The organism is Geodermatophilus sp. CPCC 206100, assembly GCF_048569675.1.
GTDB lineage: Bacteria > Actinomycetota > Actinomycetes > Mycobacteriales > Geodermatophilaceae > Geodermatophilus.
Map to the genome: position 1 here is coordinate 90,546 of NZ_JAQISV010000015.1, position 24,295 is coordinate 114,840.

At 77.3% G+C, this 24,295-nt stretch carries 23 protein-coding genes, 1 tRNA gene and 1 pseudogene; 18 read left to right on the top strand and 7 right to left on the bottom strand.

Going from position 1 to position 24,295, the window contains the following annotated elements; translation table 11 throughout:
• Positions 1-20: 20 nt before the first annotated feature.
• Positions 21-1,118 carry a LacI family DNA-binding transcriptional regulator gene (locus PGN05_RS08990; RefSeq protein ID WP_419752191.1) on the top strand — a complete coding sequence of 366 codons (1,098 nt, stop codon included), beginning with the start codon at positions 21-23 and terminating at the stop codon, positions 1,116-1,118.
• A gap of 164 nt (positions 1,119-1,282) precedes the next feature.
• Complete coding sequence (locus PGN05_RS08995; protein WP_419752192.1) at positions 1,283-1,450, top strand: hypothetical protein; 168 nt, start codon at positions 1,283-1,285, stop codon at positions 1,448-1,450.
• A 3-nt stretch (positions 1,451-1,453) separates the two neighbouring features.
• Here the strand turns inward: PGN05_RS08995 and PGN05_RS09000 are convergent, their stop codons facing one another.
• Together PGN05_RS09000 and PGN05_RS09005 are read right to left on the bottom strand one after the other, a co-directional pair.
• Positions 1,454-2,212 (bottom strand): adenosylcobinamide-GDP ribazoletransferase, encoded by a 759-nt coding sequence (locus PGN05_RS09000; protein WP_419752193.1) that lies wholly within the window; start codon positions 2,210-2,212, stop codon positions 1,454-1,456.
• 37 nt (positions 2,213-2,249) lie between these two features.
• Positions 2,250-2,801 carry a histidine phosphatase family protein gene (locus tag PGN05_RS09005; RefSeq protein ID WP_419752194.1) on the bottom strand — a complete coding sequence of 184 codons (552 nt, stop codon included), beginning with the start codon at positions 2,799-2,801 and terminating at the stop codon, positions 2,250-2,252.
• A 63-nt stretch (positions 2,802-2,864) separates the two neighbouring features.
• Between PGN05_RS09005 and PGN05_RS09010 the strand changes: the two genes are divergently transcribed.
• On the top strand, positions 2,865-3,662 hold the full coding sequence (locus PGN05_RS09010; RefSeq protein ID WP_419752195.1) for an oxidoreductase: 798 nt from the start codon (positions 2,865-2,867) through the stop codon (positions 3,660-3,662).
• Between the two features lie 13 nt (positions 3,663-3,675).
• Here PGN05_RS09010 and PGN05_RS09015 read toward each other — a convergent pair whose 3' ends face one another.
• The gene (locus PGN05_RS09015) at positions 3,676-4,518 is read right to left on the bottom strand and encodes an HAD family hydrolase (protein WP_419752196.1); all 843 of its coding nucleotides are present in this window, start codon (positions 4,516-4,518) and stop codon (positions 3,676-3,678) included.
• Between the two features lie 125 nt (positions 4,519-4,643).
• Here PGN05_RS09015 and ssd point away from each other — a divergent pair, with 125 nt between their 5' ends.
• The 7 genes and pseudogenes from ssd to PGN05_RS09050 form a co-directional block, all read left to right on the top strand.
• Positions 4,644-5,738: a septum site-determining protein Ssd gene (gene ssd / locus PGN05_RS09020; RefSeq protein WP_419752197.1), complete on the top strand. Its 1,095-nt coding sequence runs from the start codon at positions 4,644-4,646 to the stop codon at positions 5,736-5,738.
• A complete protein-coding gene (locus PGN05_RS09025; protein WP_419752198.1) occupies positions 5,735-6,883 on the top strand; it encodes a TadA family conjugal transfer-associated ATPase in 1,149 nt (382 codons plus the stop codon). The genes ssd and PGN05_RS09025 overlap by 4 nt, the downstream gene beginning before the upstream one ends.
• Complete coding sequence (locus tag PGN05_RS09030) at positions 6,880-7,683, top strand: type II secretion system F family protein (RefSeq protein WP_419752199.1); 804 nt, start codon at positions 6,880-6,882, stop codon at positions 7,681-7,683. Before PGN05_RS09025 ends, PGN05_RS09030 begins: the two co-directional genes overlap by 4 nt.
• Complete coding sequence (locus PGN05_RS09035) at positions 7,680-8,396, top strand: type II secretion system F family protein (RefSeq protein ID WP_419752200.1); 717 nt, start codon at positions 7,680-7,682, stop codon at positions 8,394-8,396. Before PGN05_RS09030 ends, PGN05_RS09035 begins: the two co-directional genes overlap by 4 nt.
• Positions 8,397-8,520: 124 nt before the next feature.
• Entirely contained in the window at positions 8,521-8,829 is a 309-nt protein-coding gene (locus PGN05_RS09040) for a DUF4244 domain-containing protein (protein WP_419752201.1), read from the top strand.
• 71 nt (positions 8,830-8,900) lie between these two features.
• Complete coding sequence (locus PGN05_RS09045; RefSeq protein ID WP_419752202.1) at positions 8,901-9,269, top strand: TadE family type IV pilus minor pilin; 369 nt, start codon at positions 8,901-8,903, stop codon at positions 9,267-9,269.
• Positions 9,266-9,610: pseudogene (locus PGN05_RS09050) on the top strand (Rv3654c family TadE-like protein); the annotation flags it as partial. The gene PGN05_RS09045 and the pseudogene PGN05_RS09050, both read left to right, overlap by 4 nt.
• Before the next feature lie 41 nt (positions 9,611-9,651).
• Here the strand turns inward: PGN05_RS09050 and PGN05_RS09055 are convergent.
• Positions 9,652-12,147: a DEAD/DEAH box helicase gene (locus PGN05_RS09055; protein ID WP_419752203.1), complete on the bottom strand. Its 2,496-nt coding sequence runs from the start codon at positions 12,145-12,147 to the stop codon at positions 9,652-9,654.
• Positions 12,148-12,342: 195 nt separating this feature from the next.
• Between PGN05_RS09055 and PGN05_RS09060 the strand changes: the two genes are divergently transcribed.
• The 5 genes from PGN05_RS09060 (at position 12,343) to PGN05_RS09080 (ending at position 20,494) form a co-directional block, all read left to right on the top strand.
• On the top strand, positions 12,343-14,607 hold the full coding sequence (locus PGN05_RS09060; RefSeq protein ID WP_419752204.1) for a sodium-translocating pyrophosphatase: 2,265 nt from the start codon (positions 12,343-12,345) through the stop codon (positions 14,605-14,607).
• A 170-nt stretch (positions 14,608-14,777) separates the two neighbouring features.
• Positions 14,778-15,095 (top strand): hypothetical protein, encoded by a 318-nt coding sequence (locus tag PGN05_RS09065; RefSeq protein ID WP_419752205.1) that lies wholly within the window; start codon positions 14,778-14,780, stop codon positions 15,093-15,095.
• Positions 15,092-16,600, top strand: coding sequence for an alpha/beta hydrolase (locus PGN05_RS09070; RefSeq protein ID WP_419752206.1), 1,509 nt, complete (start codon positions 15,092-15,094; stop codon positions 16,598-16,600). The genes PGN05_RS09065 and PGN05_RS09070 overlap by 4 nt, the downstream gene beginning before the upstream one ends.
• Positions 16,601-16,797: 197 nt before the next feature.
• Positions 16,798-19,716 (top strand): type I DNA topoisomerase, encoded by a 2,919-nt coding sequence (gene topA / locus PGN05_RS09075; RefSeq protein ID WP_419752207.1) that lies wholly within the window; start codon positions 16,798-16,800, stop codon positions 19,714-19,716.
• Positions 19,717-19,723: 7 nt separating this feature from the next.
• Positions 19,724-20,494, top strand: coding sequence for a class I SAM-dependent methyltransferase (locus PGN05_RS09080; protein ID WP_419752208.1), 771 nt, complete (start codon positions 19,724-19,726; stop codon positions 20,492-20,494).
• On the opposite strand, the gene PGN05_RS09085 is transcribed toward PGN05_RS09080, so the two are convergent.
• Genes PGN05_RS09085 through PGN05_RS09095 form a run of 3 tightly spaced genes read right to left on the bottom strand, consistent with a single transcriptional unit; the run spans position 20,475 to position 22,106 of the window.
• Complete coding sequence (locus PGN05_RS09085) at positions 20,475-20,828, bottom strand: winged helix-turn-helix domain-containing protein (RefSeq protein ID WP_419752209.1); 354 nt, start codon at positions 20,826-20,828, stop codon at positions 20,475-20,477. The genes PGN05_RS09080 and PGN05_RS09085 overlap by 20 nt on opposite strands.
• Entirely contained in the window at positions 20,825-21,253 is a 429-nt protein-coding gene (locus PGN05_RS09090; protein WP_419752210.1) for a hypothetical protein, read from the bottom strand. The genes PGN05_RS09085 and PGN05_RS09090 overlap by 4 nt, the downstream gene beginning before the upstream one ends.
• A gap of 55 nt (positions 21,254-21,308) precedes the next feature.
• Complete coding sequence (locus PGN05_RS09095) at positions 21,309-22,106, bottom strand: trans-aconitate 2-methyltransferase (protein WP_419752211.1); 798 nt, start codon at positions 22,104-22,106, stop codon at positions 21,309-21,311.
• Between the two features lie 103 nt (positions 22,107-22,209).
• Between PGN05_RS09095 and tmk the strand changes: the two genes are divergently transcribed.
• The 3 genes from tmk (at position 22,210) to PGN05_RS09110 (ending at position 24,225) form a co-directional block, all read left to right on the top strand.
• Positions 22,210-22,893 carry a dTMP kinase gene (gene tmk, locus PGN05_RS09100; RefSeq protein WP_419752212.1) on the top strand — a complete coding sequence of 228 codons (684 nt, stop codon included), beginning with the start codon at positions 22,210-22,212 and terminating at the stop codon, positions 22,891-22,893.
• Positions 22,890-24,059: a DNA polymerase III subunit delta' gene (locus PGN05_RS09105; protein WP_419752213.1), complete on the top strand. Its 1,170-nt coding sequence runs from the start codon at positions 22,890-22,892 to the stop codon at positions 24,057-24,059. The genes tmk and PGN05_RS09105 overlap by 4 nt, the downstream gene beginning before the upstream one ends.
• A 93-nt stretch (positions 24,060-24,152) precedes the next feature.
• A tRNA-Thr gene (locus tag PGN05_RS09110) sits at positions 24,153-24,225 on the top strand.
• The last annotated feature ends 70 nt before the right edge of the window (positions 24,226-24,295 follow it).

The window sequence follows — 24,295 nt, forward strand, 5'->3', positions numbered from 1 at the left end:
TGAAGAAGCACCATGGTGGCATGTCCCTGGGACCCGCGCGACGGATCACCCTCCGCGAGGTCGCCGCGGAGCTGGGGATCTCGGCCAAGACGGTGTCCAACGCGTTCAGCCGGCCCGACCAGCTGTCGCCGGCGCTGCGGGACCGGGTGCTGGACACCGCGGAGCGGCTGGGCTACGCCGGGCCGGACCCGCTCGCCGCGGGGCTGCGGCGGGGACGGGCCGGCGCCCTCGGGTTCGCGTACGACAACGGGCTGTCCTACGCCTTCGCCGACCCGGTGGCGGTGGCGGTGCTGACCGGTGCCACGGCCGTCGCCGAGCCCGCGGGCCTGGGGCTGCTGCTGGTGCCCGGATCGGTCGACGTCGCCCGCGCGGCCGCGGCGGTGGGCGGTGCGCTCGTCGACGGGCTGGTGGCCTGCTCGCTGGCCGACGACGACCCGGTGCTCGCCGCCGCGGCCGCGCGCCGGCTGCCGCTGGCGGTGATCGACCAGCCGCGGCCCTCCCGGCTGGCCGCGCTGGGACCCGGCCCCATCCCGTGGGTCGGCGTGGACGACCGCGCCGCGGCCGCGGAGGCGGCGCGGCACGTGCTCGAGCTGGGCCACCGGCGGCTCGGTGTCGTCGGCTTCGGCCTGACCCGGGCCGCCGAGCGGCGCCTGGTCGACGTCCCGGCCCAGGAGGCGGCGACCTACGCGGTGACCCGCGACCGGCTGGCCGGCTACCGGGCCGCGGCGGAGTCGGCCGGGATCGACTGGGCGGGCGTGCCGGTCGCCGAGGGGACCGACAGCACGGTGGCGGAGGGGGAGGCGGGGGCGGCCGCGGTCCTGGCCCGCACGCCCCGGCCGACCGCGCTGATCTGCCTCAGCGACCGGCTGGCGGAGGGGGCGCTCCGGACGGCGGCCCGCCTGGGGCTGCGGGTGCCCGAGGACCTCACGGTCATCGGGTTCGACGACGCCGAGCCGGCCGGCCGGCTCGGGCTCACCTCGGTCGCGCAGCCGCACCGGCGCAAGGGCGAGGTGGCCGCGGGGGCGCTCCTGGCACTGCTCCGCGGGGAGCGTCCCGACGCGGTCACCGCGTTGCCGGCCGGGCTCGTCGTGCGCCGCTCGTCGGCACCGCCGGGCTGAGCCGGACGACGGCGACCCGCCGCGCTGAGCTGGTCCTCGGGGCCGTGCATCGACGCGGCCAGGACGGGTACCCGGACCTCATGAGCATCCTCGGACGACTGATGGGCACGGCAGAGAACACTGCACGCACCGCCGCTCGCGGTGGCCGCACCAGCGGGCGCGGGATGGCGCGCTCCACCGGTCGCGCGACGACCGGCCGGGGCGCGGCCGGACGGGCGTCGACCGGCCGCGGGTTCAGCCGGACGACGGCGCGGACCACCGGGCGCGGGCGCCCGGCCACGACCGCCTCCGGCCTCGGCGGCATGCTCAGCGGCCTGCTCCGCCGCCGCTGACGGTCAGGGGACGGCGGCCGCGGCCACCAGCAGGGTCACCGCGGCCGCCGTCTCGCCCACCGCCCCCATGACGTCGCCGGTGACGCCACCCAACCGGGTGCGCGCCCGGCGCAGGAGGAGCTCGGCCGCGACGAGGCCCGCCGCGGCGCTGCCGACGAGCTGACCGGCGAGCCGCCAGTCCCCGCCCGCCGCTCCGAGGGCCAGCGCGACCGCCGCCAGCAGGCACCCGGTCCACCAGCGCCGGGACACGGTGCCGGCGACCGCCCGCCCCAGCGTGGAGCCCTCCGCGACCGCGACGCGCGGCAACCCGGTGCGGGTCATCGCCAGCCGCGCGGCGAGCACCGCGGCCCAGAGCCCCGCCCAGCCATCGGCGTCCGCGAGCAGCACCGCGGCGCACGACACCTGCAGCAGGACCACCAGCAGCAGCGTCGCGACGCCGAACGGGCCGACGTCGCCCTGGCGCATCACCTCCAGGGCCCGCTCCCGGCCCCGCAGCGGACCCAACCCGTCGGCGGTGTCGGCCAGCCCGTCCAGGTGCAGGCCCCGGGTGAGCGCCGCCAGGGTCGCCACGCCCAGGACCGCGCCCACCAGCGGCCCGACGAGGCGGGTACCGGCCACGGCGACACCGGTCGCGACGCCGCCGAGGACCAGCCCGACCAGCGGCGCCCAGGGCAGCACGCCCCGGGTCCCCGCCGCCGCCCGCGCCGGGACCGGCAGCACGGTGAGCACGGCGGCGGCCTCCAGCGGCCCCGTCCACCTCACCGGAGCGCCGGGACGGCGCCGGCGGCGCGGCACCTGCTCACAGGTCCACCTCGAGGCGGGTCACGCTGCCGTTGTGCGGGGTGAGCGCCGGCAGGGCGCCGGGGCCGAGACCCGCGGCGACCGCCTGCGCCGCCCGGATGGTGTCGCCGTGCGTGACCAGCGCGACGACGTCCGCCGGCGGCTCGGCGCACAGGGCGCCGAGGTAGGCCGCGACCCGGCCGTGCAGCTCCGCGAGGCTCTCCCCGCCGTCGGCGGCCCAGTGCGGGTCGGTCCAGTCGACGACGTCCCACAGCTCCCGCGACGGGCGCCCCTCCAGGCTCCCGTAGCCCTGCTCGCGCAGCGCAGCGGTCGTGGTGAACGGCAGTCCCGTGGCCCGGGCGCAGTGCTCCGCGGTCTGGACCGCGCGCCGCAGGTCGCTGGAGACGAGGGCGCCCGGCCGCAGCGCGCGCAACTCCCCGGCGGCGGCCGACGCCTGGGCGTGCCCGAGTTCGGTCAGCGGCACGTGCGCCGTCTGCCCCTGCATCAGGCCCGCGGCGTTCCACGCGCTCTGGCCGTGGCGCACGAGGAGCAGGGTCAGCGGCCGGGCCATGGTGGGAGGCAGGGTAGCCAGCGTGCCGCCGGTCACCGGGCCGGCCCTCGTACCGTCGTCCAGGTGACCATCCCCGTCCGGCCCGGTGCCGGCCGTCCCGACACGGGCCGGGCGGGCGCTGCCCGTCGTGACCCGCTGGGGCCGCTGCTCGACCTGCCCGGCGTGCGGGACGCCGCCGACGCGGCCCGCGCGGGCATCGACCGGCTGCTGACCCACCGGGTGCTGCGGCGGGAGTCCGCCGGCGTGAGCTCGGAGTCCGCGCTGCGGGGCGCCCGCGCCTCCGCCGCCCTCGAGGGGGTCGACGTGCCGCTGGCCGACCTCCGGGCCGGGCAGGTGGGCGACCCGGTCGTGCAGGGGGCGCTGCGCAGCTCCCTGGCCCTGGGGTCGATGGTCGACACCTGGTCCCGGGCCCCCGGGCAGGTGCTCGCCCGGCTGCACGTGCTGGCCGCCGCCGACCTCACCGACCGGGCCGCCCTCGGCCGCCCGGGACCGCACGCCGCCCCGCGGCTCGGCGGGTTGTCCGCCCTGGTCGCCGGGGGGACAGAGGTGCCCGCGGTGGTCCTCGCGGCGCTGGTCCACGGTGAGCTGGCCGCCCTCGCGCCGTTCGGCGTGGCCGACGGGATCGTCGCCCGGGCGGCCGGGCGGCTCACCGGCATCGCGCGTGGACTGGACCCCAAGGCCGTCTCGGTGCCCGAGGTCGGGTTCGTGGAGCTCGGCCGCGAGGCGTACGCCGCGGCGCTGGCCGGGTACGCCACCGGCGCGCCGGAGGGCGTCGCGGCCTGGCTGGTGCACTGCTGCCGGGCCACCGAGCTCGGCGCGCGGGAGGGCCTGGCGATCTGCGAGAGCCTGCTGCGGGGCTGAGCGTCCGGCGGGGTCAGGCCCCGCGGCGGCGGCGCTTCCCCGGGACCGGCGCGGACGGGCTGAGGCCGGCCTCGCGCAGGGCGCGCCGGCGGGCGTACCAGGCCAGCCCGACCACGGCGGCACCCACGCCCATGGCCGCGCCGGTCACGACCGGGGTCGTCGGCACCGCGAAGCGGGAGCGCATGGACACCGGCCGGGTGAACTCCAGGACCGGCCAGCCCCGCTCGGCCGCGGCCCGGCGCAGCGCCCGGTCGGGGTTGACGGCCGTGGGGTGGCCGACCTCCGACAGCATCGGCAGGTCGGTGACGGAGTCGCTGTAGGCGTAGCAGTCGGCCAGGTCGTAGCCGTTCTCGGCCGCCACCTCCCGGACCGCGACCGCCTTGTTCTCCCCGTAGGCGTAGAAGTCGATCTCCCCGGTGTAGTGCCCGTCCACGGTCACCATGCGGGTCGCGACCACCCGGTCGGCGCCGAGCATCTCACCGATCGGCTCCACCATCTCCGCGCCGCTGCTGGAGACGATGACGATCTCCCGGCCCGCCGCCCGGTGCTCCTCGATCAGGTCTGCGGCCTCGGCGTAGACGAGCGGGTCGACGATGTCGTGCAGCGTCTCCCGGACGATCTCGTGCACGGTCGCGACGTCCCATCCGGTGCACATCTGGGTGATCTGCGCCCGCATGCGCTCCATCTGCTGCGCGTCGGCGCCGGCCAGGGAGAAGACGAACTGGGCGTAGGCGCCCTTGAGGACGGCCCGCCGGTTGATCAGCCCGCCCTGGAAGAACGGACGGCCGAAGGCCAAGGTGCTGGACTTGGCTATGACGGTCTTGTCCAGGTCGAAGAACGCCGCTGCGCGGGTCACGGTTCACGACTGTAGGTCGACAGGCCCACCGGAACGGGCATCGCCGTCCCTCCACACCCCATCGGGTCATCCACAGATCCCGTGCGCCCCTCGCGTCACCGCCGCGACCGCAGTGGGCTCGGTCCGTGGCATCCCCCCGGTCCCTCCCGCCCCGCCCGCTCGTCGTGGCCGCCGACGAGGAGCTCCTCGACGACCTCCTCCGCCTGCTGGCCGCCGCCGGCGCCGAGCCGGTGGTCGCCTCCGGTGGCTCGGGGCTGCGCCGGGCGCACCGGGAGGCACCGCTGGTCCTGCTCGGTGCCGACGTCCTGACCACCGCCCCGGTCCGCGGCCTGCCCCGCCGGCCCGGCGTCGTGGTGATCGCTCCCGGCGAGCCGCCGGCCGGTGCCTGGGCGGCGGCGGTGGAGCTCGGCGCCGAACGCGTGGCCGTGCTGCCCGACGACGAGGCCTGGCTGCTGTCCCGGGTCGCCGCGGCACTGCGCTCCCCGGTCGAGCGCGGCTCCCTGCTCGTGGTGGGCAGCAGCTGTGGGGGCGCGGGCGCCAGCACGGTGGCCGCGGCCGTGGCGCTCAGCGCCGCCCCGGGCGGCGGCGCCCTGCTGGTGGACGCCGACGGGTGGGGCGCCGGGCTGGACCTGGTCCTCGGCGCCGAGCACACCGAGGGGCTGCGCTGGCCCGAGCTGGCCGGCCTGCGGGGCCGCGTCGCCGGCGACGCGCTGATGGCGGCCCTGCCCGAGGTCTCCGGCGTCTCGGTCCTGGCGCCGTCCCGCGGGGCGCCCGCCGACGTCCCCGCCGAGGCGCTGCAGGCCGTCGTCGAGGCCGCGCGGGCCGGCGGCTGGCCGGTCGTGGTCGACCTGCCCCGGACGGCCGGGCCGGAGCTCGCCGAGGTGGTGCTGGCCGAGGCGGACCTGGCGGTGCTCGTCGTGGCCGGCCGACTGCGGGCGGCGTCGGCCGCCCGGCTCCTGGTCACCGCCGGACCCGACGGCCGGCCCGCGCCGTGGGCGGCGGCGCAGCTGGTCGTCCGCCGGACGGCCGGCGGGCTGTCGCCCGACGAGGTCGCCGACGTGGTGGGCCGGCCGGTGCTCGCGGAGCTCGGTCACGACCGCGGCGCCGCTGCCCGTGGCGAGCGCGGCGAGCCGCCGGCGGTGGGCGCCCGGTCGCCATTGGGAGCGGTGGCCCGCCGGGTGCTGGCCGCGGCCGCCCGGCCGGCGGGGAGGGCGGCGTGAGCGGCCCGCCGCTGGTCGACCGCGTCCGGGCCCGCCTCGCCCTGGAGCCCGGTGCGCCGACGAGGGCCGCGGTCGCCGCTCTCGTGCGGGAGGAGTCCGGGGGACTGCTCGGGGACGACGACGTGCTGCGCGCGGTCCGTGAGGCCGTCGACGAGCTCGCCGGGGCGGGGCCGCTCGAGCCGCTGCTGCGGGCGCCCGGGGTCAGCGACGTGCTGGTCAACGGGCCCGAGGAGGTCTGGGTCGACCGCGGACGCGGCCTGGAGCGCAGCGACGTCCGGTTCCCCGACGAGGCCGCCGTCCGCCGGCTGGCCGTGCGGCTGGCGGGCGCTGCGGGCCGGAGGCTGGACGACGCCGCACCGTGGGTCGACGCCGGCCTGCCCGACGGGACGAGGCTGCACGCGGTGCTGCCGCCGGTCTCCGGCACCGGCACCTGCCTGTCCCTGCGGGTCCTGCGCCGCGCGTCGCTGTCGATCCCCGACCTGGTCGGGCGCGGGACCCTCCCCGGCGGGTCCGAGGCACTCCTGCGCGCCCTGGTCGCCCGGCGGCACGCCTTCCTCGTGACCGGGGGCACCGGCTCGGGCAAGACGACGCTGCTGTCGGCGCTGCTCGGCCTGGTCCCACCGGGCGAGCGGCTGGTGGTGTGCGAGGACGCCCCGGAGCTGGCACCCGCCCACCCGCACGTCGTGCGCCTGACCACCCGGCCGCCCAACGTCGAGTCGGTGGGGGAGGTGACCCTGCGCGACCTGGTGCGGCAGGCCTTGCGGATGCGCCCGGACCGCCTCGTCGTCGGGGAGGTGCGCGGTGCCGAGGTCACCGACCTGCTCGCCGCGCTCAACACCGGACACGACGGCGGCTGCGGCACCCTGCACGCGAACCGGCCGGCCGAGGTGCCGGCCCGGCTCGAGGCCCTCGGGGTGGCGGCGGGGCTCGACCGGCTGGCCGTCCACAGCCAGGCCGCGGCGGCGCTGGCCGTCGTCGTGCACGTGCGCCGGGCGCCGTCCGGCCGGCGGGTCGAGGAGATCGGCGTCGTCCGTCGCGCGGGGGAGCTGGTCGTCGTCGAGGCCGGCTGGCGCGTCGACGGCGGTCCGTGCCCGGGTGCCGCGCGGCTCGCGGCGCTGCTCGAGCCGGACGGGTGGTCCGGATGACCCCCGCCCTGCTGCTCCTGGGCGCCGCCCTGGCGACGTGGCCGGGGCGCGGCACCGCCCGCCGGGTCCGGCGGGAGGTGCGCGGGAAGCCGCGGGGCGGGACCGGGTGGCTCCGCTCCCGGCCGGCGCTCCCGCTCCCCGTGCTGGGCGGGGTCGCGGCCACCGCGGCGGGCCTGCTGCTCAGCACCCCGGTGGTGGCGGTCCTCGCCGGCGCGGTGGCGGCGCTGGCCGCGCGCGCCGAACAGCGCCGGCGGGAGACGATCCGTGAGGAGGCGCGCCTGGCGGCGCTCACCGAGGCCCTGGGCGCCCTCGGCGCGGAGCTGCGCAGCGGACGCCCGCTGGAGGGCGCGACCGCGGCCGCCGTGGCCGCCTGTGCCGACGTCGACAGCGGGCGGGCGCTGGCACGGGCGGTGCGGGCGCCGGCCTCCGCGGCTGCGGCGAGCCCGCCGCGGACCGGTCTGCTGGCGCAGGCGCTGGACCGGGTGTCGGCCGCGACGTTGCTCAGCGAGCGCACCGGGTGCTCCCTGGCCGCCGTCGTGGGCGCGGTGGAGGACGACCTGCGCGCCCGCCACCGCCAGCGGCTGGACCTCCGGTCGGCCACCGCGGGAGCCCGCGCCAGCACGGTCCTCCTGGCCGCGCTCCCGCTCCTCGGGCTGGCGATGGGCGGGGGGATCGGCGCCGACCCGTGGCGCGTGCTCACCACGACGGGGACCGGACAGGTGCTGCTCGTGGCCGGGGTGGCGCTGGAGGTCGCCGGTGTCGCGTGGTCGGCCCGGCTGGTCCGCCGGGCCCTGCCGTGACCGGGCCCGCCGCCCTGCTCCTCGTCGCGGCGGCCGCGCTGGTGTGGCCGGAGCGGCGGACGCTGCTCCGGCGACGGGTGCGCGCCCTGTCCGCCCGGGATCCTGACGACGCCGGCCGCGCCGGTGGGGACGCCGGTCCGCGTCGCCGGTGGTTGCTGGCCGGCGCGGTCGGGGTCTCCGCGGGGCTGCTGGTCGGCGGGCTCCCGGGGGCCGCGGTCGCGGTCGCGGGAACCGTCGGCGGTGAGCGCCTGCTGCGCCGCCGGATCGGGGGCGGGGCGGACGGGTCGGCCGCCGACCTGCCGATGGCCTGTGACCTGCTGGCCGTCTGCCTGGCCGCGGGCCTGCCCGTCGGCGGTGCCCTCGCCGCGGTCGCCGCCGTCCTCCCCGACGCGCCGGGGCCCGCGCTGGCCGCGGTGGCCGGCCTCTCCCGGATGGGTGCCGCACCGTCGCGGGCCTGGGCGGACGTCCCGGCCGAGCTGGCGGGGCTGGGCCGGGTGATGGTCCGGGCGGGGGAGTCCGGCTCCGCCGTGGTGCCCGCGGTGCAGGCGCTCGCGGCCGACCTGCGGGCGGAGGCGCGTGGCCGTGCCGACGCCGCCGTCCGCCGCGCCGGTGTGTGGGTGCTGGCGCCGCTCGGGGCCTGCTTCCTGCCCGCCTTCCTCTGCCTCGGGGTCGTGCCGCTCGTCCTCGGCATCGCCGCCGACGTCCTCGGGTGAGACCGGGCCGTCCACAGCCGGCCGCGCCGTCCACAGATGCCGCTGCGCCATGGGATCCCGCCCCGGCCGCCACGAGGGTCGAGGACGACGGCCCCGAACCGCGGGCCCGGACGAGGAGGCACCCGTGAGCAGCACCCCGATCCCCCAACTGGACCCGCCGGCCGGCAACGGGCCGGCGACCGCCCCGGAGCTGGCGTCCGCGTCGGAGCCGGCGGGCGCCGAGCAGGGCGGCCCGTCGGCAGGCGGGTCGCTCCGGGCGCGGTGGGCCCGCGTGCGGGCCACCGGCGAGGCGGGCATGAGCACCGCTGAGTACGCGGTGGGCACCGTCGCCGCCTGCGCCTTCGCGGCGGTGCTGTACCGCGTCGTCACCGGCGGCTCGGTCGTGGACGCGCTCGGCGACCTGGTCGCCTCCGCGCTGGCCACGCTCTCCTGACCATGCCGCGGGCCCGACCGGTGCGGCGCCGTGCCGCGCCGACCTGGCGGCGGGGCGGCCGGGAGGACGGCATGGTCACGGCCGAGACCGCCGTCGTCCTCCCCGTCCTCCTGCTGGTCCTCGCCGGCGCGGTCGCTGCCGTCACCGTCGTCGGGGCCCAGCTCCGGTGCGTCGACGCGGCCCGCGAGGGCGCCCGCGCCGCCGCCCGGGGAGAGGAGTCCGCGTTCGTCCATGCCGTCGCCGGGCGGGCGGCGCCCGACGGGGCGTCGGTCGCGGTGGCCGCGACCGGTGCCACGGTCGTCGTGACCGTCACCGCCGAGGTCGCCCCGCTCGGGCCCGTGCCGCTGCGGGTCCGCGTGCACGCCTCGGCCATGGCCCAGCGGGAGCCGGGCGAGGTCGGCGGCGTGGTCGGGGGCTCCGCCGCCGGGGAGGGCGGGTGAGCGCCGGGCCGCGGTTGGCCGACGAGCGCGGCTCCGCGACCGTCTGGGTGGTCGCCCTCTCCGGGGTCCTCGCCGCGGTCGGCGTCGCCGCCGTCCTGGTCGGCACGGCCGTGGTCGCGCGGCACCGGGCCACGTCGGCCGCCGACCTCACGGCCCTCGCCGCGGCCGAACGCGCGGTGGTGGGAGACCCGGGGGCCTGCACGTCGGCCGGCCGGGTCGCCGCGGCGAACGGGGCCGTCCTCGTCGGCTGCAGCGTGGGCCCCGGGGCGGTCGTCGAGGTCGTCGTCGAGGTGCCCGTCGGCCTCGGACCCCTCGGGGTCGGTCGCGCCGCCGGTCGGGCCCGGGCCGGTCCGGTGGCGCCGGCCGCCGCGCCTGCCGTGACTCAGAAGACGAGGTCGTCCTCGGGCGGTGGAGCCGCCGCGGGCGTGCCCGCCGAGGCGCGGACGGTCTCACCCGGTGGGTCCTCCGGCGACGGGCGGTCGGCGTCCTCGTCCGTCTCGCCGGCCCGGTCCTCGGCGGCGGCGAGCTCGTCGAGGACGACGTCGAGCACCCGGACCGCGCCGGCCTTGTCGAGCGGGTCGTTGCCGTTGCCGCACTTGGGCGACTGGACGCAGGACGGGCAGCCGCTCTCGCACTCGCAGCTCGCCACGGTCGCGCGGGTGGCCTGCAGCCAGCGCCGGAGGACGGCGAAGCCGCGCTCGGCGAAGCCGGCACCGCCGGGATGACCGTCGTAGACGACGATCGTCGCCGCGCCGGTGTCCGGGTGCAGTGCCGTGGAGACCCCGCCGAGGTCCCAGCGGTCGCAGGTGGCCAGCAGCGGCAGGATGCCGATGGCGGCGTGCTCCGCGGCGTGCAGCGACCCGGGCAGCGCCACGTCGTCCACCTCGGCCCGGGCGACCGCCCGCTCGTCGAGCGTCAGCCACACCGCGCGGGTGCGCAGCTGGCGCGCCGGCAGGTCGAGCGGGAACTCCGCGAGCACCTCGCCGGTCCCGAGCCGCCGCCGCTGGTAGGCCACCACCTGGTTGGTCACGTCCACGACGCCGGTGTGCGCCCCGACCTCGCCCAGCCGTCGCGAGCGGTCGGTGGAGACGACGGACAGGTCGGTGACGTCTCGGGCGACGGTGGTCCACTCCGGGCTCTCGGCGTGGACCACCGCGGTGGCGTCCTCGACGCAGAACTCGTCGACGACGTAGGTCTCCCCGCGGTGCACGTAGAGCGCGCCGGTGTGGACGGTGGCGTGCGCGGCGTCGCCGTCGACGGTCCCCAGCAGTCGTCCGGTGGCGCCCTCGATGATGGTCACCGGCTCGAGGCCGCTGCCCCGGATGTCGACGTCCGGGCGTCCCCGGCCGGCCCAGTACCAGCCGGTGGGGCGCCGCCGCAGCAGTCCCTCGGCGACGAGCTCCTCGACCCGCGCCTCGGCCGCCGGGCCGCCGAAGTCGGCGAGGTCGGCCGGTGCCAGCGGGAGCTCCGCGGCGGCGCAGCAGAGCTGCGGGCCGAGCACGTACGGGTTCGTCGGGTCGGTGACCGTCGCCTCGACGGGGCGGCCGAACACCGCCCGCGGGTGGTGGGCGAGGTAGTGGTCCAGCGGGTCGTCCCGCGCGACGAAGACGACCAGCGACTCCCGTTGCGCCCGACCCGCGCGGCCGGCCTGCTGCCACAGCGAGGCCAGCGTCCCCGGATAGCCGGCCAGCACGACCGCGTCCAGGCCGGCGATGTCGATGCCGAGCTCGAGGGCGTTGGTCGTCGCCACCCCGAGCAGCTCGCCGGCCGACAGCGCGCGCTCCAGCTCGCGCCGCTCCTCCGGGAGGTAGCCGCCCCGGTAGGAGTCCACCCGGCGGGCGAGGTCGCCCCGGCCCCGGTCCAACAGCACCCGGCGGGCCTGCTCGGCCACGGACTCCGCGCTGCGGCGGGAGCGGACGAACGCCAGCGTGCGGGCGTCGCGCTCGACCAGGTCGGCCAGCAGCGTGGCGGCGTCCGCGGCCGCCGAGCGGCGCAGGGGCGCACCGTGCTCCCCGGTCCGCTCGGTGAGCGGCGGTTCCCAGAGGGCGAAGGTGGCGCCCGGTCGCGGCGAGCCGTCGTCGGTCACCGCCGCCACCGGGGCGCCGACGAGGCGGGTGGCGGCCGCGGCCGGCTCGGCGACGGTCGCCGAGGCGAGCAGGAACACCGGCTCGGTGCCGTAGCGGCGGCAGATCCGCCGGAGCCGGCGCAGCACGTGGCCGACGTGGGAGCCGAAGACGCCCCGGTAGGCGTGGCACTCGTCGACGACCACGTAGGCCAGCCGGCGCAGGGTGCTCGACCACTTCTGGTGGGCCGGCAGGACGCCGCGGTGCAGCATGTCGGGGTTGGTCACGATCCAGCGCGAGTGCCGCCGGACCCACTCCCGCTCCTCCATGGGGGTGTCGCCGTCGTAGGCAGCGGGGCGGACCGACGGGTCGGCCAGCGCGGCGACGGACGCCAGCTGGTCGCGAGCCAGCGCCTTGGTCGGCGCCAGGTAGAGGACGCAGGCGCGGGGGTCCTCGGCCAGCCGCGCCAGGGCCGGCAGCTGGTAGGCCAGGGACTTGCCCGACGCCGTGCCCGTGGCCACCACCACGTGCCGGCCGTCGTGCGCGAGCTCGGCGGCCTCGACCTGGTGCCGGTACGGGGTGTCGACGCCGTGCGCCGCGAGCCTCTCCCGCAGCTCCGGGCCGACCCACTCCGGCCAGGACCGGGTGCTGCTCTCCCGCACCGGCAGCCGGTGGACGTGGGTGACCGGCTGTTCCTCCTCCGGCGTCCCGGCGAGCACGGCCGCCAGCAGGTCGGCGCCGGGCAGGATGCTCCCCCCTGGACCGGGGTCCGTGCCGGGAGGGGGAGCCGACCGGACCGGGTGGAGCGTGGTCACCCCACCACTGTCACACCTCCCGGCAACCCCCCGCCGCCCGACGAGAGCGCACGGTCGAGCTATCGGTACGGCGTGTGATTCCCCTTACACTCACGCGGCGCCCAGGCGTCCGGAACGGCTCCGGACGCCTGGACGGGACCTCCGCCGACCGGAGCGCGAGCCCCGGGGGCAGCCGACCGCTTGGGAGGAAACACGATGCCGGACAGTGCACTCTCCGGCGGGGACGTCGTCCTGGTGACGATCGTCCTCGCCATCTCGATCGCCGCCCTCGCGTTCGCCGCGTATCTGGTCCGCGCCGTCATGGCAGCCGACCAGGGCACCACGACGATGCGCGAGATCGCGCGAGCGGTGCAGGAGGGGGCAGCGGCCTACCTGCGCCGGCAGTTCCGCACGCTCGCGGTGTTCGCGGTCATCGTGTTCCTCCTGCTGCTCGTCCTGCCCGTACACGACGGCGGCTGGGGCACCCGGATCGGCCGCGCGCTGTTCTTCCTGGTCGGTGCGCTGTTCTCGGCGCTGGTCGGGTTCATCGGCATGACGCTGGCGACCCGTGGCAACGTCCGCGTGGCCGCGGCGGCCCGGACCGGCGGGTACCGGCCGGCCTTCCGCATCGCGTACCGCACGGGCGGCGTCTGCGGGATGATCACCGTCGGTCTCGGGCTCTTCGGTGCCGCACTGGCGCTGCTGCTGTTCGACGAGACGGCGCCGGTGGTGCTCGAGGGCTTCGGCTTCGGTGGCGCCCTGCTGGCCATGTTCATGCGTGTCGGCGGCGGCATCTTCACCAAGGCCGCCGACGTCGGGGCGGACCTGGTCGGCAAGGTCGAGGCCGGCATCCCGGAGGACGACCCCCGCAACGCGGCCACCATCGCCGACAACGTGGGCGACAACGTCGGTGACTGCGCGGGCATGGCCGCCGACCTCTTCGAGTCCTACGCCGTCACGCTCGTCGCCGCACTGATCCTCGGGCAGGTCTTCTTCGGCGCCGTGGGCATGGTCTTCCCGCTGGTGGTCGCCGCGATCGGCGTGATCGCCTCCATCGTCGGGATCCTGGCCAGCAACCCCGGGAAGGGCGACGCCAACGGGCTGGCGCCGATCAACCGCGGCTTCTTCACCTCGGCGGTCGTCTCCCTGGTGCTGGTGGCGGCGGCGGCGTTCACCGTGCTGCCGAGCGTGGCCGACGTCCCCGACAGCGTGGTGAGCCCGCAGGTGCTCGGCTTCATCGCGGTGCTCGTCGGCATCGTGCTCGCCGCGGCCATCCAGCTGCTGACCGGCTACTTCACCGAGACGTCGCGCAAGCCCGTCCAGGACGTCGGCCGCAGCTCCCTGACCGGCCCGGCCACGGTGATCCTGTCCGGGATCTCGCTGGGCCTGGAGTCGGCGGTCTACGCGGCGCTGCTCATCAGCGGCGCGGTGTACGCGGCGTTCCTGGTGGGCGGCGGCGCCGCCCTGTACGCGGTGGCCCTGGCCGGCTGCGGCCTGCTGACCACCGCCGGCGTCATCGTCTCCATGGACACCTTCGGCCCGGTGAGCGACAACGCCCAGGGCATCGCCGAGATGTCGGGCGACATCGACGAGGACGGGGCCCGGGTGCTGACCGACCTCGACGCGGTCGGCAACACCACCAAGGCCATCACCAAGGGGATCGCGATCGCGACCGCGGTGCTGGCCGCCACCGCGCTGTTCGGCTCGTACAACGCCCAGATCGAGGCCGCCCTGGAGGACGCGGGGGACACGCTCGGCAACGCGTTCAGTCTGGTCAACCCGAACAACGTGGTCGGTGCGGTGCTCGGTGCCGCGGTGGTGTTCTTCTTCTCGGGGCTGGCGATCAGTGCCGTCTCCCGCGCGGCCGGCCGGGTGGTCTTCGAGGTGCGGGAGCAGTTCCGGACCCGGCCCGGGATCATGGACTACAGCGAGCGCCCGGACTACAGCGCCGTCGTCGACATCTGCACCAAGGACTCCCTCCGCGAGCTGGCGACCCCGGGCCTCCTGGCCGTCCTCGCCCCGGTCGCGGTCGGTTTCGGCCTCGGGTTCGGGCCGCTGGCCGCCTACCTGGTCGGCGCCATCGCGGCCGGCACCCTGATGGCGGTCTTCCTCGCCAACTCCGGCGGCGCGTGGGACAACGCCAAGAAGATGGTCGAGGACGGCGCCTACGGCGGGAAGGGCAGCGAGTCGCACGCCGCCACGGTCATCGGCGACACCGTCGGCGACCCCTTCAAGGACACCGCGGGGCCGGCGATCAACCCGCTCCTCAAGGTCATGAACCTGGTGGCCCTGCTCATCGCACCCGCGGTGGTGGGGATGTCGGTGGGCGAGGACCAGAACACCACCCTGCGGGTGGTCATCGCCCTGGTGGCGGTGCTGGTCATCGTCGGCGCGGTCGTCGTCTCCAAGCGGCGCTCGGTCGTCGTCGGCGGGGCCTCGACCGACACCGCCAACTCCTCGCTGACCACCACCGCACCCTGAGCGCACGCCGCGATCCTCCGGCCGGCAGGCGCCGGCCGGAGGGTCGTGGCGGCAGGTTGTGGACGGCGGGGGTCACTGTGGACGACGGACGGCGGGCCGTGGGGGAGGCCGCCTAACGTCCGGCCGCGCCGGTCCGACCGTCGGACCGGCTCGACGCCGGGAGGTCGTGCGTGTCCGCCACCATCGCCGCGCAGTTGGACGCCATCGACGTGCTCGCCGACGAGCTGACGCTGCTGTCCGCCGAGCTGGGCGAGGAGGCCCAGCTGTGCCGGTCCACCGCCGCCTCCCTGGGCGCGGCGCTCAGCGGCGAGGCCGGGGACCGCGCGGGTGCCGCGGGGTCGGGCTGGGCCCTCGTGCTCGACCTCCTGGCCTCCCAGACCGGCTCGCTGGCCGCGACGCTGCACGAGACCGTCCGGTCCTACCGCCGCACCGACGCGATCCTCGCCGACCGCGTGCTCGAGGCGCGTCAGGGGACGGCGACCCGGTGAGCGCTCCGCCATTGACCGCCGTGGCCGCCTGGGACGTCCCGCTGCTGCGCGGCGCCGTGTACACCCTGACCGCGGTCGCCGACCGGTTGCCGCCGTGGCGCGCCCGCATGGAGTCCGTGGGCCGGTCGCTCACCGACGCCGACTGCTGGTACGGACCGGCGGCGCAGGCCGCGGGCACGGCGCTGGTGCAGGTCTCCGGCGTGACCACCGCGGTCACCACGGCGCTCACCGACTCCGTGGAGCACGCCCAGCGCCTGCTGGGTCAGGCCGACACCGCGCAGGAGCTGGCCGGGCAGGCACTGGCGGCCGCGGGCGCCGTCCCGGTCCCGCTCGACGACGGAGGGCGGCTGGTCGGGCTGGGCCCGGCGGGCGCGGACGGCACCGGCCTGGGCCCCGACCAGGTGGCGGCGGTCCTGCACGCCCAGGACCTCGCGCTCGAGGCGCTGGAGGCCGCCGCGCGCGCCGGTTCCGCCGCGACCGCGGCCGCCGACGCGCTCGCCGGGCTCGGCATCGCCGGGGCGCAGGCACCCGTCACCTCCGCCGCACTCGCGCCGCTGGTCCCGCAGGGCCGGTTCCCGTTCCCCACACAGGTGCTGAACCGCCCGCCGGCCGAGGTGGCCGCCTGGTGGGCCGGCCTGTCGACGGCGGACCGGACGGCTGCCATCGCGCGCACCCCGGTCGTCGTCGGGGCCCTGGAGGGGCTGCCGGCCTGGGCCCGCGACCAGGCCAACCGGGTCCACCTCGAGGACGTGCTCGCCGACCCGTCCGCGCCGGGGCACGCCGTCGCGGTCTCGGTCGCCGCCGAGATCGCCCGGAGGGAGGACGAGGGGGAGACGGTGCAGCTCCACCAATTCCGGCCGTCGGAGGAGCTGGTGGCGCTGGCCCTGGGCGACCTGGACACCGCCGACTCGGTCGCCGTCGTGGTCCCCGGCATCCGCAACACGCCCGCGGACGACCTCGACGGGCTGACGGAGAACGCGGACGCGGTCGCCGACGCGGCCCGCGCCGCCGCACCGGGGCTCGCGGTCGCCGGCCTGGCCTGGTTCGGCTACCGACCGCCGGGGCTCGTCGGTGCCCTGGGGACGGGGGCGAGCCGGGCGGGTGGGCGCGCGCTGGACCGCGCCCTGGACGGTCTCGCCGCCGCCCGCGCCACCGACCCGGCGCGGGTCGTCGTCGCTGCGCACAGCTACGGCACGAGGGTCGCGGAGGAAGCCGCTCGCGCACCCGGGGAGATGGCCGCCGATGCGGTCGTCCTCGCCGGCAGCCCGGGCCTGGACGGGAACGCCGGGAGCCTGGAGGCCGACGAGGTGTACGAGGCGTCCGCCGGCTTCGATCCGATCAGCTGGTGGGACCTGCACGGTGCGTACCCGACGTGGGACGACGACTTCGGCGCCGTCCCTCTGCCCACCGACGCCGTGATGCTGCACGGCGAGTACTACGACGAGCACTTCCCGACCGTGGCCGCGATCGGCGAGGTGGTCGCGGCTCCCCGGCGGCCGGACTGACGGCGACCGGAGGCGTGGGAACACCGGGCCGCTCCCGGCCATTGGAGCCGGTGACGGCACGCCCGCAGGAAGTCGCCGCGCGCCTCCGTGTCGGGGTCGTGGCCTACCGTGGCGTCGCCGAGGGCGTACGCGCAGCAACCGCGTCCTCCGGCGCCGGCCTCCCGGCGCCCGCAACGAGCAGCACCGACAGGAGCACCGTGGCCCTCACGAAGACCGCTGACAACGGCAGCCAGGCCGCCGCCCCGACGGCCGGTGGCACGAGCACGCCCGCCCGCCGCCGGACCGCGGCCGCCGGTGGCGGGCGCCCGCTGGTCATCGTGGAGTCCCCGACCAAGGCCGGGAAGATCGCCGGCTACCTCGGCAACGGCTACGTCGTCGAGGCCAGCGTGGGGCACATCCGCGACCTGCCCCGGAACGCCGCGGACGTGCCGGCCGAGCACAAGGGCGCCTCGTGGGCACGGCTGGGCGTGGACGTCGACAACGGGTTCGAGCCGCTCTACGTGGTCAGCCCCGACCGCAGGCAGCAGGTCGGCCGGCTCAAGCAGCTGGTGAAGGACGCCAGCGAGGTCTACCTCGCCACCGATGAGGACCGCGAGGGCGAGGCCATCGCCTGGCACCTGGTCGACACGCTGAAGCCGCGGGTGCCCGTGCGCCGCATGGTGTTCCACGAGATCACCCCCGAGGCCATCGCCCGCGCCGTGGCCAACCCCCGGGAGCTCGACACCGCGCTGGTCGACGCGCAGGAGACCCGCCGCATCCTCGACCGGCTCTACGGCTACGAGGTCAGCCCCGTGCTGTGGAAGAAGGTCCTGCCCAAGCTGTCGGCGGGCCGCGTGCAGTCGGTGGCCACGCGGATCGTCGTCGAGCGCGAGCGCGAGCGGATGGCCTTCCACGCCGCCGACTACTGGTCCCTCGAGGGCACGTTCGCCGTCACCGGCCGGCGCACCGGCGCGGACGAGGGCGAGCCGACGACCCTGCGGGCGAAACTGGTCAGCGTCGACGACAGCCGGGTGGCCACCGGCCGCGACTTCGACGCCGCCACCGGCCGGGTGACCGGCGACGTCGTGCACCTGGACGAGGCCGGGGCCCGCGGGCTGGCCGCCCGGCTCGAGGGCCGGCAGGTGAGCGTCACCAGGGTGGACGAGAAGCCCTACCGGCGCCGCCCGTACGCGCCGTTCACCACCTCGACCCTGCAGATGGAGGCCGGGCGCAAGCTCGGCTGGTCCTCCGCGCAGGTCATGCGGGTCGCCCAGCGGCTGTACGAGAACGGCCACATCACCTACATGCGGACCGACTCGACCAACCTCTCGAACGAGGCGATCAACGCCGCCCGCACCCAGGCGCGCCAGCTGTACGGCGACGCCTTCGTCCCCGCAGAGGCGCGGCGCTACGCGAAGAAGGCCAAGGGCGCGCAGGAAGCCCACGAGGCCATCCGTCCCGCCGGTGACAACTTCCGCACCCCCGGCCAGCTCGCCGGCCAGCTCGCCCGCGACGAGTTCCGGCTCTACGAGCTGATCTGGCAGCGCACCATCGCCTCCCAGATGGCCGACGCCGTCGGACAGACCGTGAGCATCCGGCTGGCCGGCCGCAGCAGCACCGACGAGGCGGTCGAGTTCACCGCCAGCGGCCGCACCATCACCTTCCCCGGGTTCCTCCGGGCCTACGTCGAGTCCCGCGACGAGGGGTCGGCCGCCGCCGACGACGACCAGGGCAACGACGACGCCGAGCGCCGGCTGCCGCGGCTCGAGCGGGGCCAGCAGCTCGACACCCGGCAGCTGGACGCCAAGGGGCACACGACCACGCCGCCGTCCCGCTACACCGAGCCGAGCCTCACGGCCCGGCTCGAGGAGCTCGGGATCGGCCGGCCCTCGACCTACGTCTCCATCCTGCAGACGATCCAGGACCGCGGGTACGTGTGGAAGAAGGGCGCCGCGCTGGTGCCCACCTTCGTGGCGTTCGCCGTGGTGAACCTGCTCGAGCAGCACTTCGCCCAGCTGGTCGACTACGACTTCACCGCCTCGCTGGAGCAGGAGCTCGACGAGATCGCCGGCGGGAACCTGCAGCGGGTCGACTGGCTCACCGAGTTCTACTTCGGCGGCGAGGGGCGGCACGCCGGCGGGATCGCCAAGTCCGGTGGGCTCAAGCAGGTCATCGGCCAGCGGCTGGAGGAGATCGACGCGCGCGGGGTGAACTCCATCCCCCTGCGGGCCACGGGTCCGGGCGGGGAGCCGGTCCTCGTCCGGGTCGGCCGCTACGGCCCGTACCTGCAGGTCGGCGCCGAGGAGGGCGCGCGGGTCAGCCTGCCCGAGGACCTCGCCCCCGACGAGCTGACCCAGGACAAGGTCGAGGAGCTGCTGGCCGCTCCCTCCAACGACCGGGAGCTCGGCACCGACCCGGACTCCGGCCTGCCCGTCGTGGTCAAGGCCGGCCGCTACGGCCCGTACGTGACGACGGTGGTGCCGGAGGGCAGCAAGGACGCCCCGCGGACGGCGAGCCTGCTCTCGACCATGTCGCCGGAGACGGTCACCCTCGACGACGCGCTCAAGCTGCTCACCCTGCCGCGCGCGGTGGGCGCGGCGCCGGACGGCGAGGAGATCCAGGCGCTCAACGGCCGCTACGGGCCGTACCTGAAGAAGGGCAGCGACAGCCGCTCGCTGGAGAGCGAGGACCGGTTGTTCACCGTCACCCTCGACGAGGCCCTGGCGATCTTCGCCCAGCCCAAGCAGCGGGGACGGCGCGCCGCGGCCGCGCCGCTCAAGGAGCTGGGCGCCGACCCGGTCACCGAGGGCGCGGTCACCGTCCGCGAGGGCAGGTTCGGGCCCTACGTGACCGACGGCGAGACCAACGCCAGCCTGCGCAAGGGCGACGACGTCGAGAGCATCACCCTCGAGCGCGCCGCCGAGCTCCTCGCGGACCGGCGCAGCCGCCCGACGACGAAGAAGACCACCAGGAAGACCGCGGCGAAGAAGACGGCCACCAAGGCGACCGCGACCACGAAGACCGCCGCGAAGAAGACGACCGCCAAGAAGACCACCGCCGCCAAGAAGACCACGAAGAAGGCGGCGACGACGACGAAGGCGGCGGCGACCGGCACCGACGCGGTCCCCGCCGGCTGAGGTCCCGGTGCCGACCGGGGACCTCGACCCGTCGACCTGGCACGAGCGGCGCCGGTCGTTCGGGTCGGTCGCGGCGGGCTACGCGGCGCTGCGGCCGACCTACCCGGCCGACGCGGTCGCCTTCCTGCTGGGGGACCGGCCGCGGCGCGTCCTCGACCTGGGCGCCGGGACCGGCCTGCTGACCGCGGTGGTCGCCGCCGCCGGGCACGATGTCGTGGCGGTCGACCCGTCCGGGGAGATGCTCGCGGAGCTGCGCGCCCGCCACCCCGGCGTCCAGGCGCTGGTCGGCGGGGCGGAGGAGATCCCGCTCCCGGACGCGGACGTCGACGCGGTGGTCGCCGGGCAGGCCGCGCACTGGTTCCGGCCCGCGCCGGCGGCCGCGGAGATGCGTCGCGTGCTGCGCCCCGGTGGCGTCGTGGGCCTGGTGTGGAACACCCGGGACGAGCAGGTCCCGTGGGTGGGGGCGCTCGGGGAGGTGCTGGCTGCGGAGTCGCGCGACCACGAGGCCGACCAGGCCGTCGTCGGCGACATCGCCGCGGCCCTCGGCGCGCGCGTGGAGCGGTTCCGGTCCGCCGTCGTCCAGCGGATCCCTCCCGACCAGGTCGTGGCGGGCATCGCCACGCGCAGCTACGTCGCCACGATGGACGACGACCGGCGGGCGGAGTTCCTCGGCCGGGTGCGCGAGGTGCTGGCCGGCCACCCCGACACCCGCGGGCGCGAGCTGGTCGACCTGCCCTACCACACCGATGCCTACCGCCTCACCCCGGCTCCGCGCTGACGACCGCGCCGGCGTCCGGCGGGAGCGCGCCGTCCGCGATCGCCCGCAGGGCCGCCACGTGCGCCCCGAAGGCCGCCCGTCCCTGCCGGCTCAGCCGCAGCCAGGTGCGCGGCCGCTTGCCCACGTAGCCCTTGCGGACCTCCACGTAGCCGGCCTTCTCCAGCGCGCTCACCGTCTTCGACAGCAGCGAGTCGCTCACCTGCACGCCGTCGCGCACGAAGCCGAACTCCGCCTCCTCGGCCGACGCCAGCGTGGCCATCACCGAGAAGCGCACCGGCGCGTGGATCACCTCGTCGAGTGCGTGCCGCGGGTGCCCGCCGGCCGCACCGGTCACCGCGGCAGCTCGCGCCAGGCCCCGACCAGGCAGGGCAGGACGACGAGCACCGCGGCCGGCACCCAGAAGGCCCAGCTGCGCGCGACGTCCGTCGTCGTCCCCACCGCCAGGCCGACGGCGAACACCGCCGCCCACGCGCCCATCACCAGGCCGAACCGGCGGGGAAAGCCGTGCCGGGTGGACCGGAGGCCGGACAGCAGCGCGATTGCGGCGCCCAGCACCGCGAGGACGAACACCAGCGCCGCCGCCAGCACCCCGCGGTCGCCGTCGGCCACCGGCTGGGCGAGGAAGAAGCCGGCGCTGGCGCACCCCAGCGTGGCCAGGAACCCGGACGAGGCCGGGCTGGCCTCCCGGCGGACGCGGGCGTCGGCGGCCGCGGCCTCGGCGAGGAGGGCGGCGGCGGCCTGGGGCGTGGGGACGGTCATCGGTCTCCCTCTCTGCCGGGTGGGAGGCCGACCATGGCAACTACTTTCCTAATCGTCAAGTAGTTGCCGAGCGCCCGACCGCGAACACCCGCCGGAAGGGCAGCACCGTCGTCCCGTCCGGCCGGGGCGGGTAGGCGGTGCGGAGGGCCGCGCCGTAGGCTGCGGTCAGCTCCGCCGCCTCCTCCGCGGACAGCCGGGCCAGTGCCGGCCGCAGCACGGTGCTGTGGACCCACCCGAGCACCGGGTCAGGCCCCGAGAGCACGTGCAGGTAGGTGGTCTCCCAGGCGTCGGCGGCCAAGCCGGCGCCGGTGAGGACGTCGAGGTAGCCGGCCGGGTCCAGGACGGCGTCCTCGGCCGGGGCGGCGTCGGCCAGCCGGTCGGCCCACTGCGGCGACCGGCACAGCTCCGCCAGGAGCCGGTGGGTCGGGGCCCGCCAGTTCCCCGGCACCTGCACGGCCAGCCAGCCGCCGGGCGCGAGGGCGCCGGCCCATCGACGCAGCAGGTCCACGTGGCCGGGCACCCAGTGCAGGACGGCGTTGCTGACCAGCACGTCCACCGGCTCCGCAGGGCGCCAGTCCCGGACGTCCCCGGCGAGGAACCGCACCCGCCCGGGAACCGCGTGCGTGGCGGCCGCGGCCAGCATCTCCGGCGAGGAGTCCACCCCGGTCACCTGCGCGCCGGGCCACCGGCCGGCGAGCGACGCGGTCAGCGCGCCCTCCCCGCACCCCAGGTCGACGACGACCCGCGGCGCGCCGGCGCCCACCCGGGCGAGCAGGTCGGTGAACGGCCGGGCGCGCTCGTCCCCGAACCGCAGGTAGCCGGCCGGGTCCCAGGCGCCGGGGGTGCTCGTCATCCGCCCGACCCTAGGACCGCGGCAGCCGGAGACGGTCGGTGCCGGCCGGTACCGTGGCGCCGGCACGACCACCCACCCTGACGTCCGGGAGCCTCCGATCCGCGTGTCCGACGACGGCCCGCTCGACCTGCCCGCCCCGACGCGGGACGGGGGCACCGGACCCGGCGTGTTCATCGCCTTCGAGGGCGGCGAGGGAGCCGGCAAGTCCACGCAGGTGCGGCTGCTGTGCGACTGGCTGACCGCCGGTGGCCGCGCGGCACGGGCCACCTTCGAGCCGGGCGGCACGCCAGCGGGGGCCGCCGTCCGCGCCATCGTCCTGGACCGCGCGCACACCGGCCTGGCGGCGCGCGCCGAGGCCCTGCTCTACGCCGCCGACCGCGCCCAGCACGCCGCCGCCGTCCTGCGCCCCGCGCTGGCTGCCGGCGAGGTCGTCGTCAGCGACCGGTACATCGACAGCTCGCTGGCCTACCAGGGCGCCGGCCGCACGATCCCGCTCGACGACGTGTCGGCGATCTCGCGCTGGGCCACCGAGGGGCTGCGCCCGCACCTCACCGTGCTGCTGGACCTCCCGCCCGAGACCGGCCTGGCCCGCGCCCGCGGCCGGGCGGAGGCCGACCGGCTGGAGTCGGAGTCGCTGGAGTTCCACCAGCGGGTCCGCGCGACCTTCCGGACCCTCGCCGGGGGCGACCCCGACCGCTACCTCGTGCTGGACGCCACCCGCCCGGTCGACGAGATCGCCGCCGGCGTCCGCGCCCGCGTGGCCGCGCTGCTGGAGGCGGGCGCGTGACGGTCTGGGACACCGTCGTCGGCCAGCCGGCCGTCGTCGCGGAGCTGCGCGCCGCGGTCGCCGACCCCACCGCCATGACCCACGCCTGGCTGTTCACCGGCCCGCCCGGGTCCGGGCGGTCGGTGGCAGCACGGGCCTTCGCCGCCGCCCTGCAGTGCCCGGACGGCGGGGACGGCACCTGCCACGCCTGCCGGACGGCGCTGGCCGGCACGCACGCCGACGTGCAGACCGTGGTGCCCGAGGGGCTGTCCATCGGGGTCGCCGAGGTGCGCGAGCTGGTGCGCATCGCGGGACGGGCGCCGTCCCAGGGCCGGTGGCAGGTCGTGCTGGTCGAGGACGCCGACCGCATGACCGAGCAGGCGTCCAACACCGTGCTCAAGATGCTCGAGGAGCCGCCGTCCCGCACCGTCTTCCTGCTCTGCGCGCCCAGCCTGCACCCCGACGACGTGCCGGTGACCATCCGCTCCCGCTGCCGCGTCGTGGGCCTGCGGACGCCCCCGGTGGACGCCGTCGCCGACGTGCTGGTGCGGCGGGACGGGATCGACCCGGCCCTGGCCGCCTGGTCGGCCGCGGCCGCCGGTGGCCACGTCGGGCGGGCCCGGCACCTGGCCCAGGACGAGGAGGCCCGGCTGGCCCGCAAGGCGGTGCTGGACGTCCCGCTGTCGCTGGTCTCCCTCGCCGCCTGCCTCAACGCCGCCGACGACCTCGTCGGCGCGGCCAAGGAGGAGTCCGACCGTACGAGCGCCGAGCTCGACGGCGCGGAGACCGAGGCGGTCAAGCAGAGCCTCGGCGTGGGCGCGCGGGGGCCCGGCGTCGCCGCGGCCACCCGCGGGGCGGGGCAGCTCAAGGAGCTGGAGAAGCGGCAGAAGTCCCGGGCCACCCGCCTCGGCCGCGACTCCCTCGACCGCGCGCTGGTCGACCTCGCCGCCCTCTACCGCGACGCCTTGGTCCTGGCGGCGCACCGGGAGGCGGGGGACGCCGACCCGCCGACGCTGAACCACCCCGACCGCCGCGCCGACGCCGACGAGCTGGGCCGCCGGATCGGCGCCGAGGGAGCGCTGCGCCGCATCGACGCGGTCCTGGCCTGCCGGGTCGCGCTCGAGCAGAACGTGAAGCCGCAGATCGCGGTGGAGGCGCTGACCGTGGCGCTGCGCCTGCCCGGGTGACGCGGCCCGCCCCTGCGCGGGACGGGGCGGGACCCGGGACGGGGCCTTCGCGGGACGGGGCGGGTCGTCACGTAAGCTGTTCGCCGCACGCCCGCCGCCTTAGCTCAGTCGGTAGAGCATCTCACTCGTAATGAGAAGGTCGTCGGTTCGATTCCGACAGGCGGCTCAGCCACCACAGGGGCTCGTCGACCCGGACGGGCCCCTGTGTCGTCCCCGGGGCACCCCGCGCCGGGCAC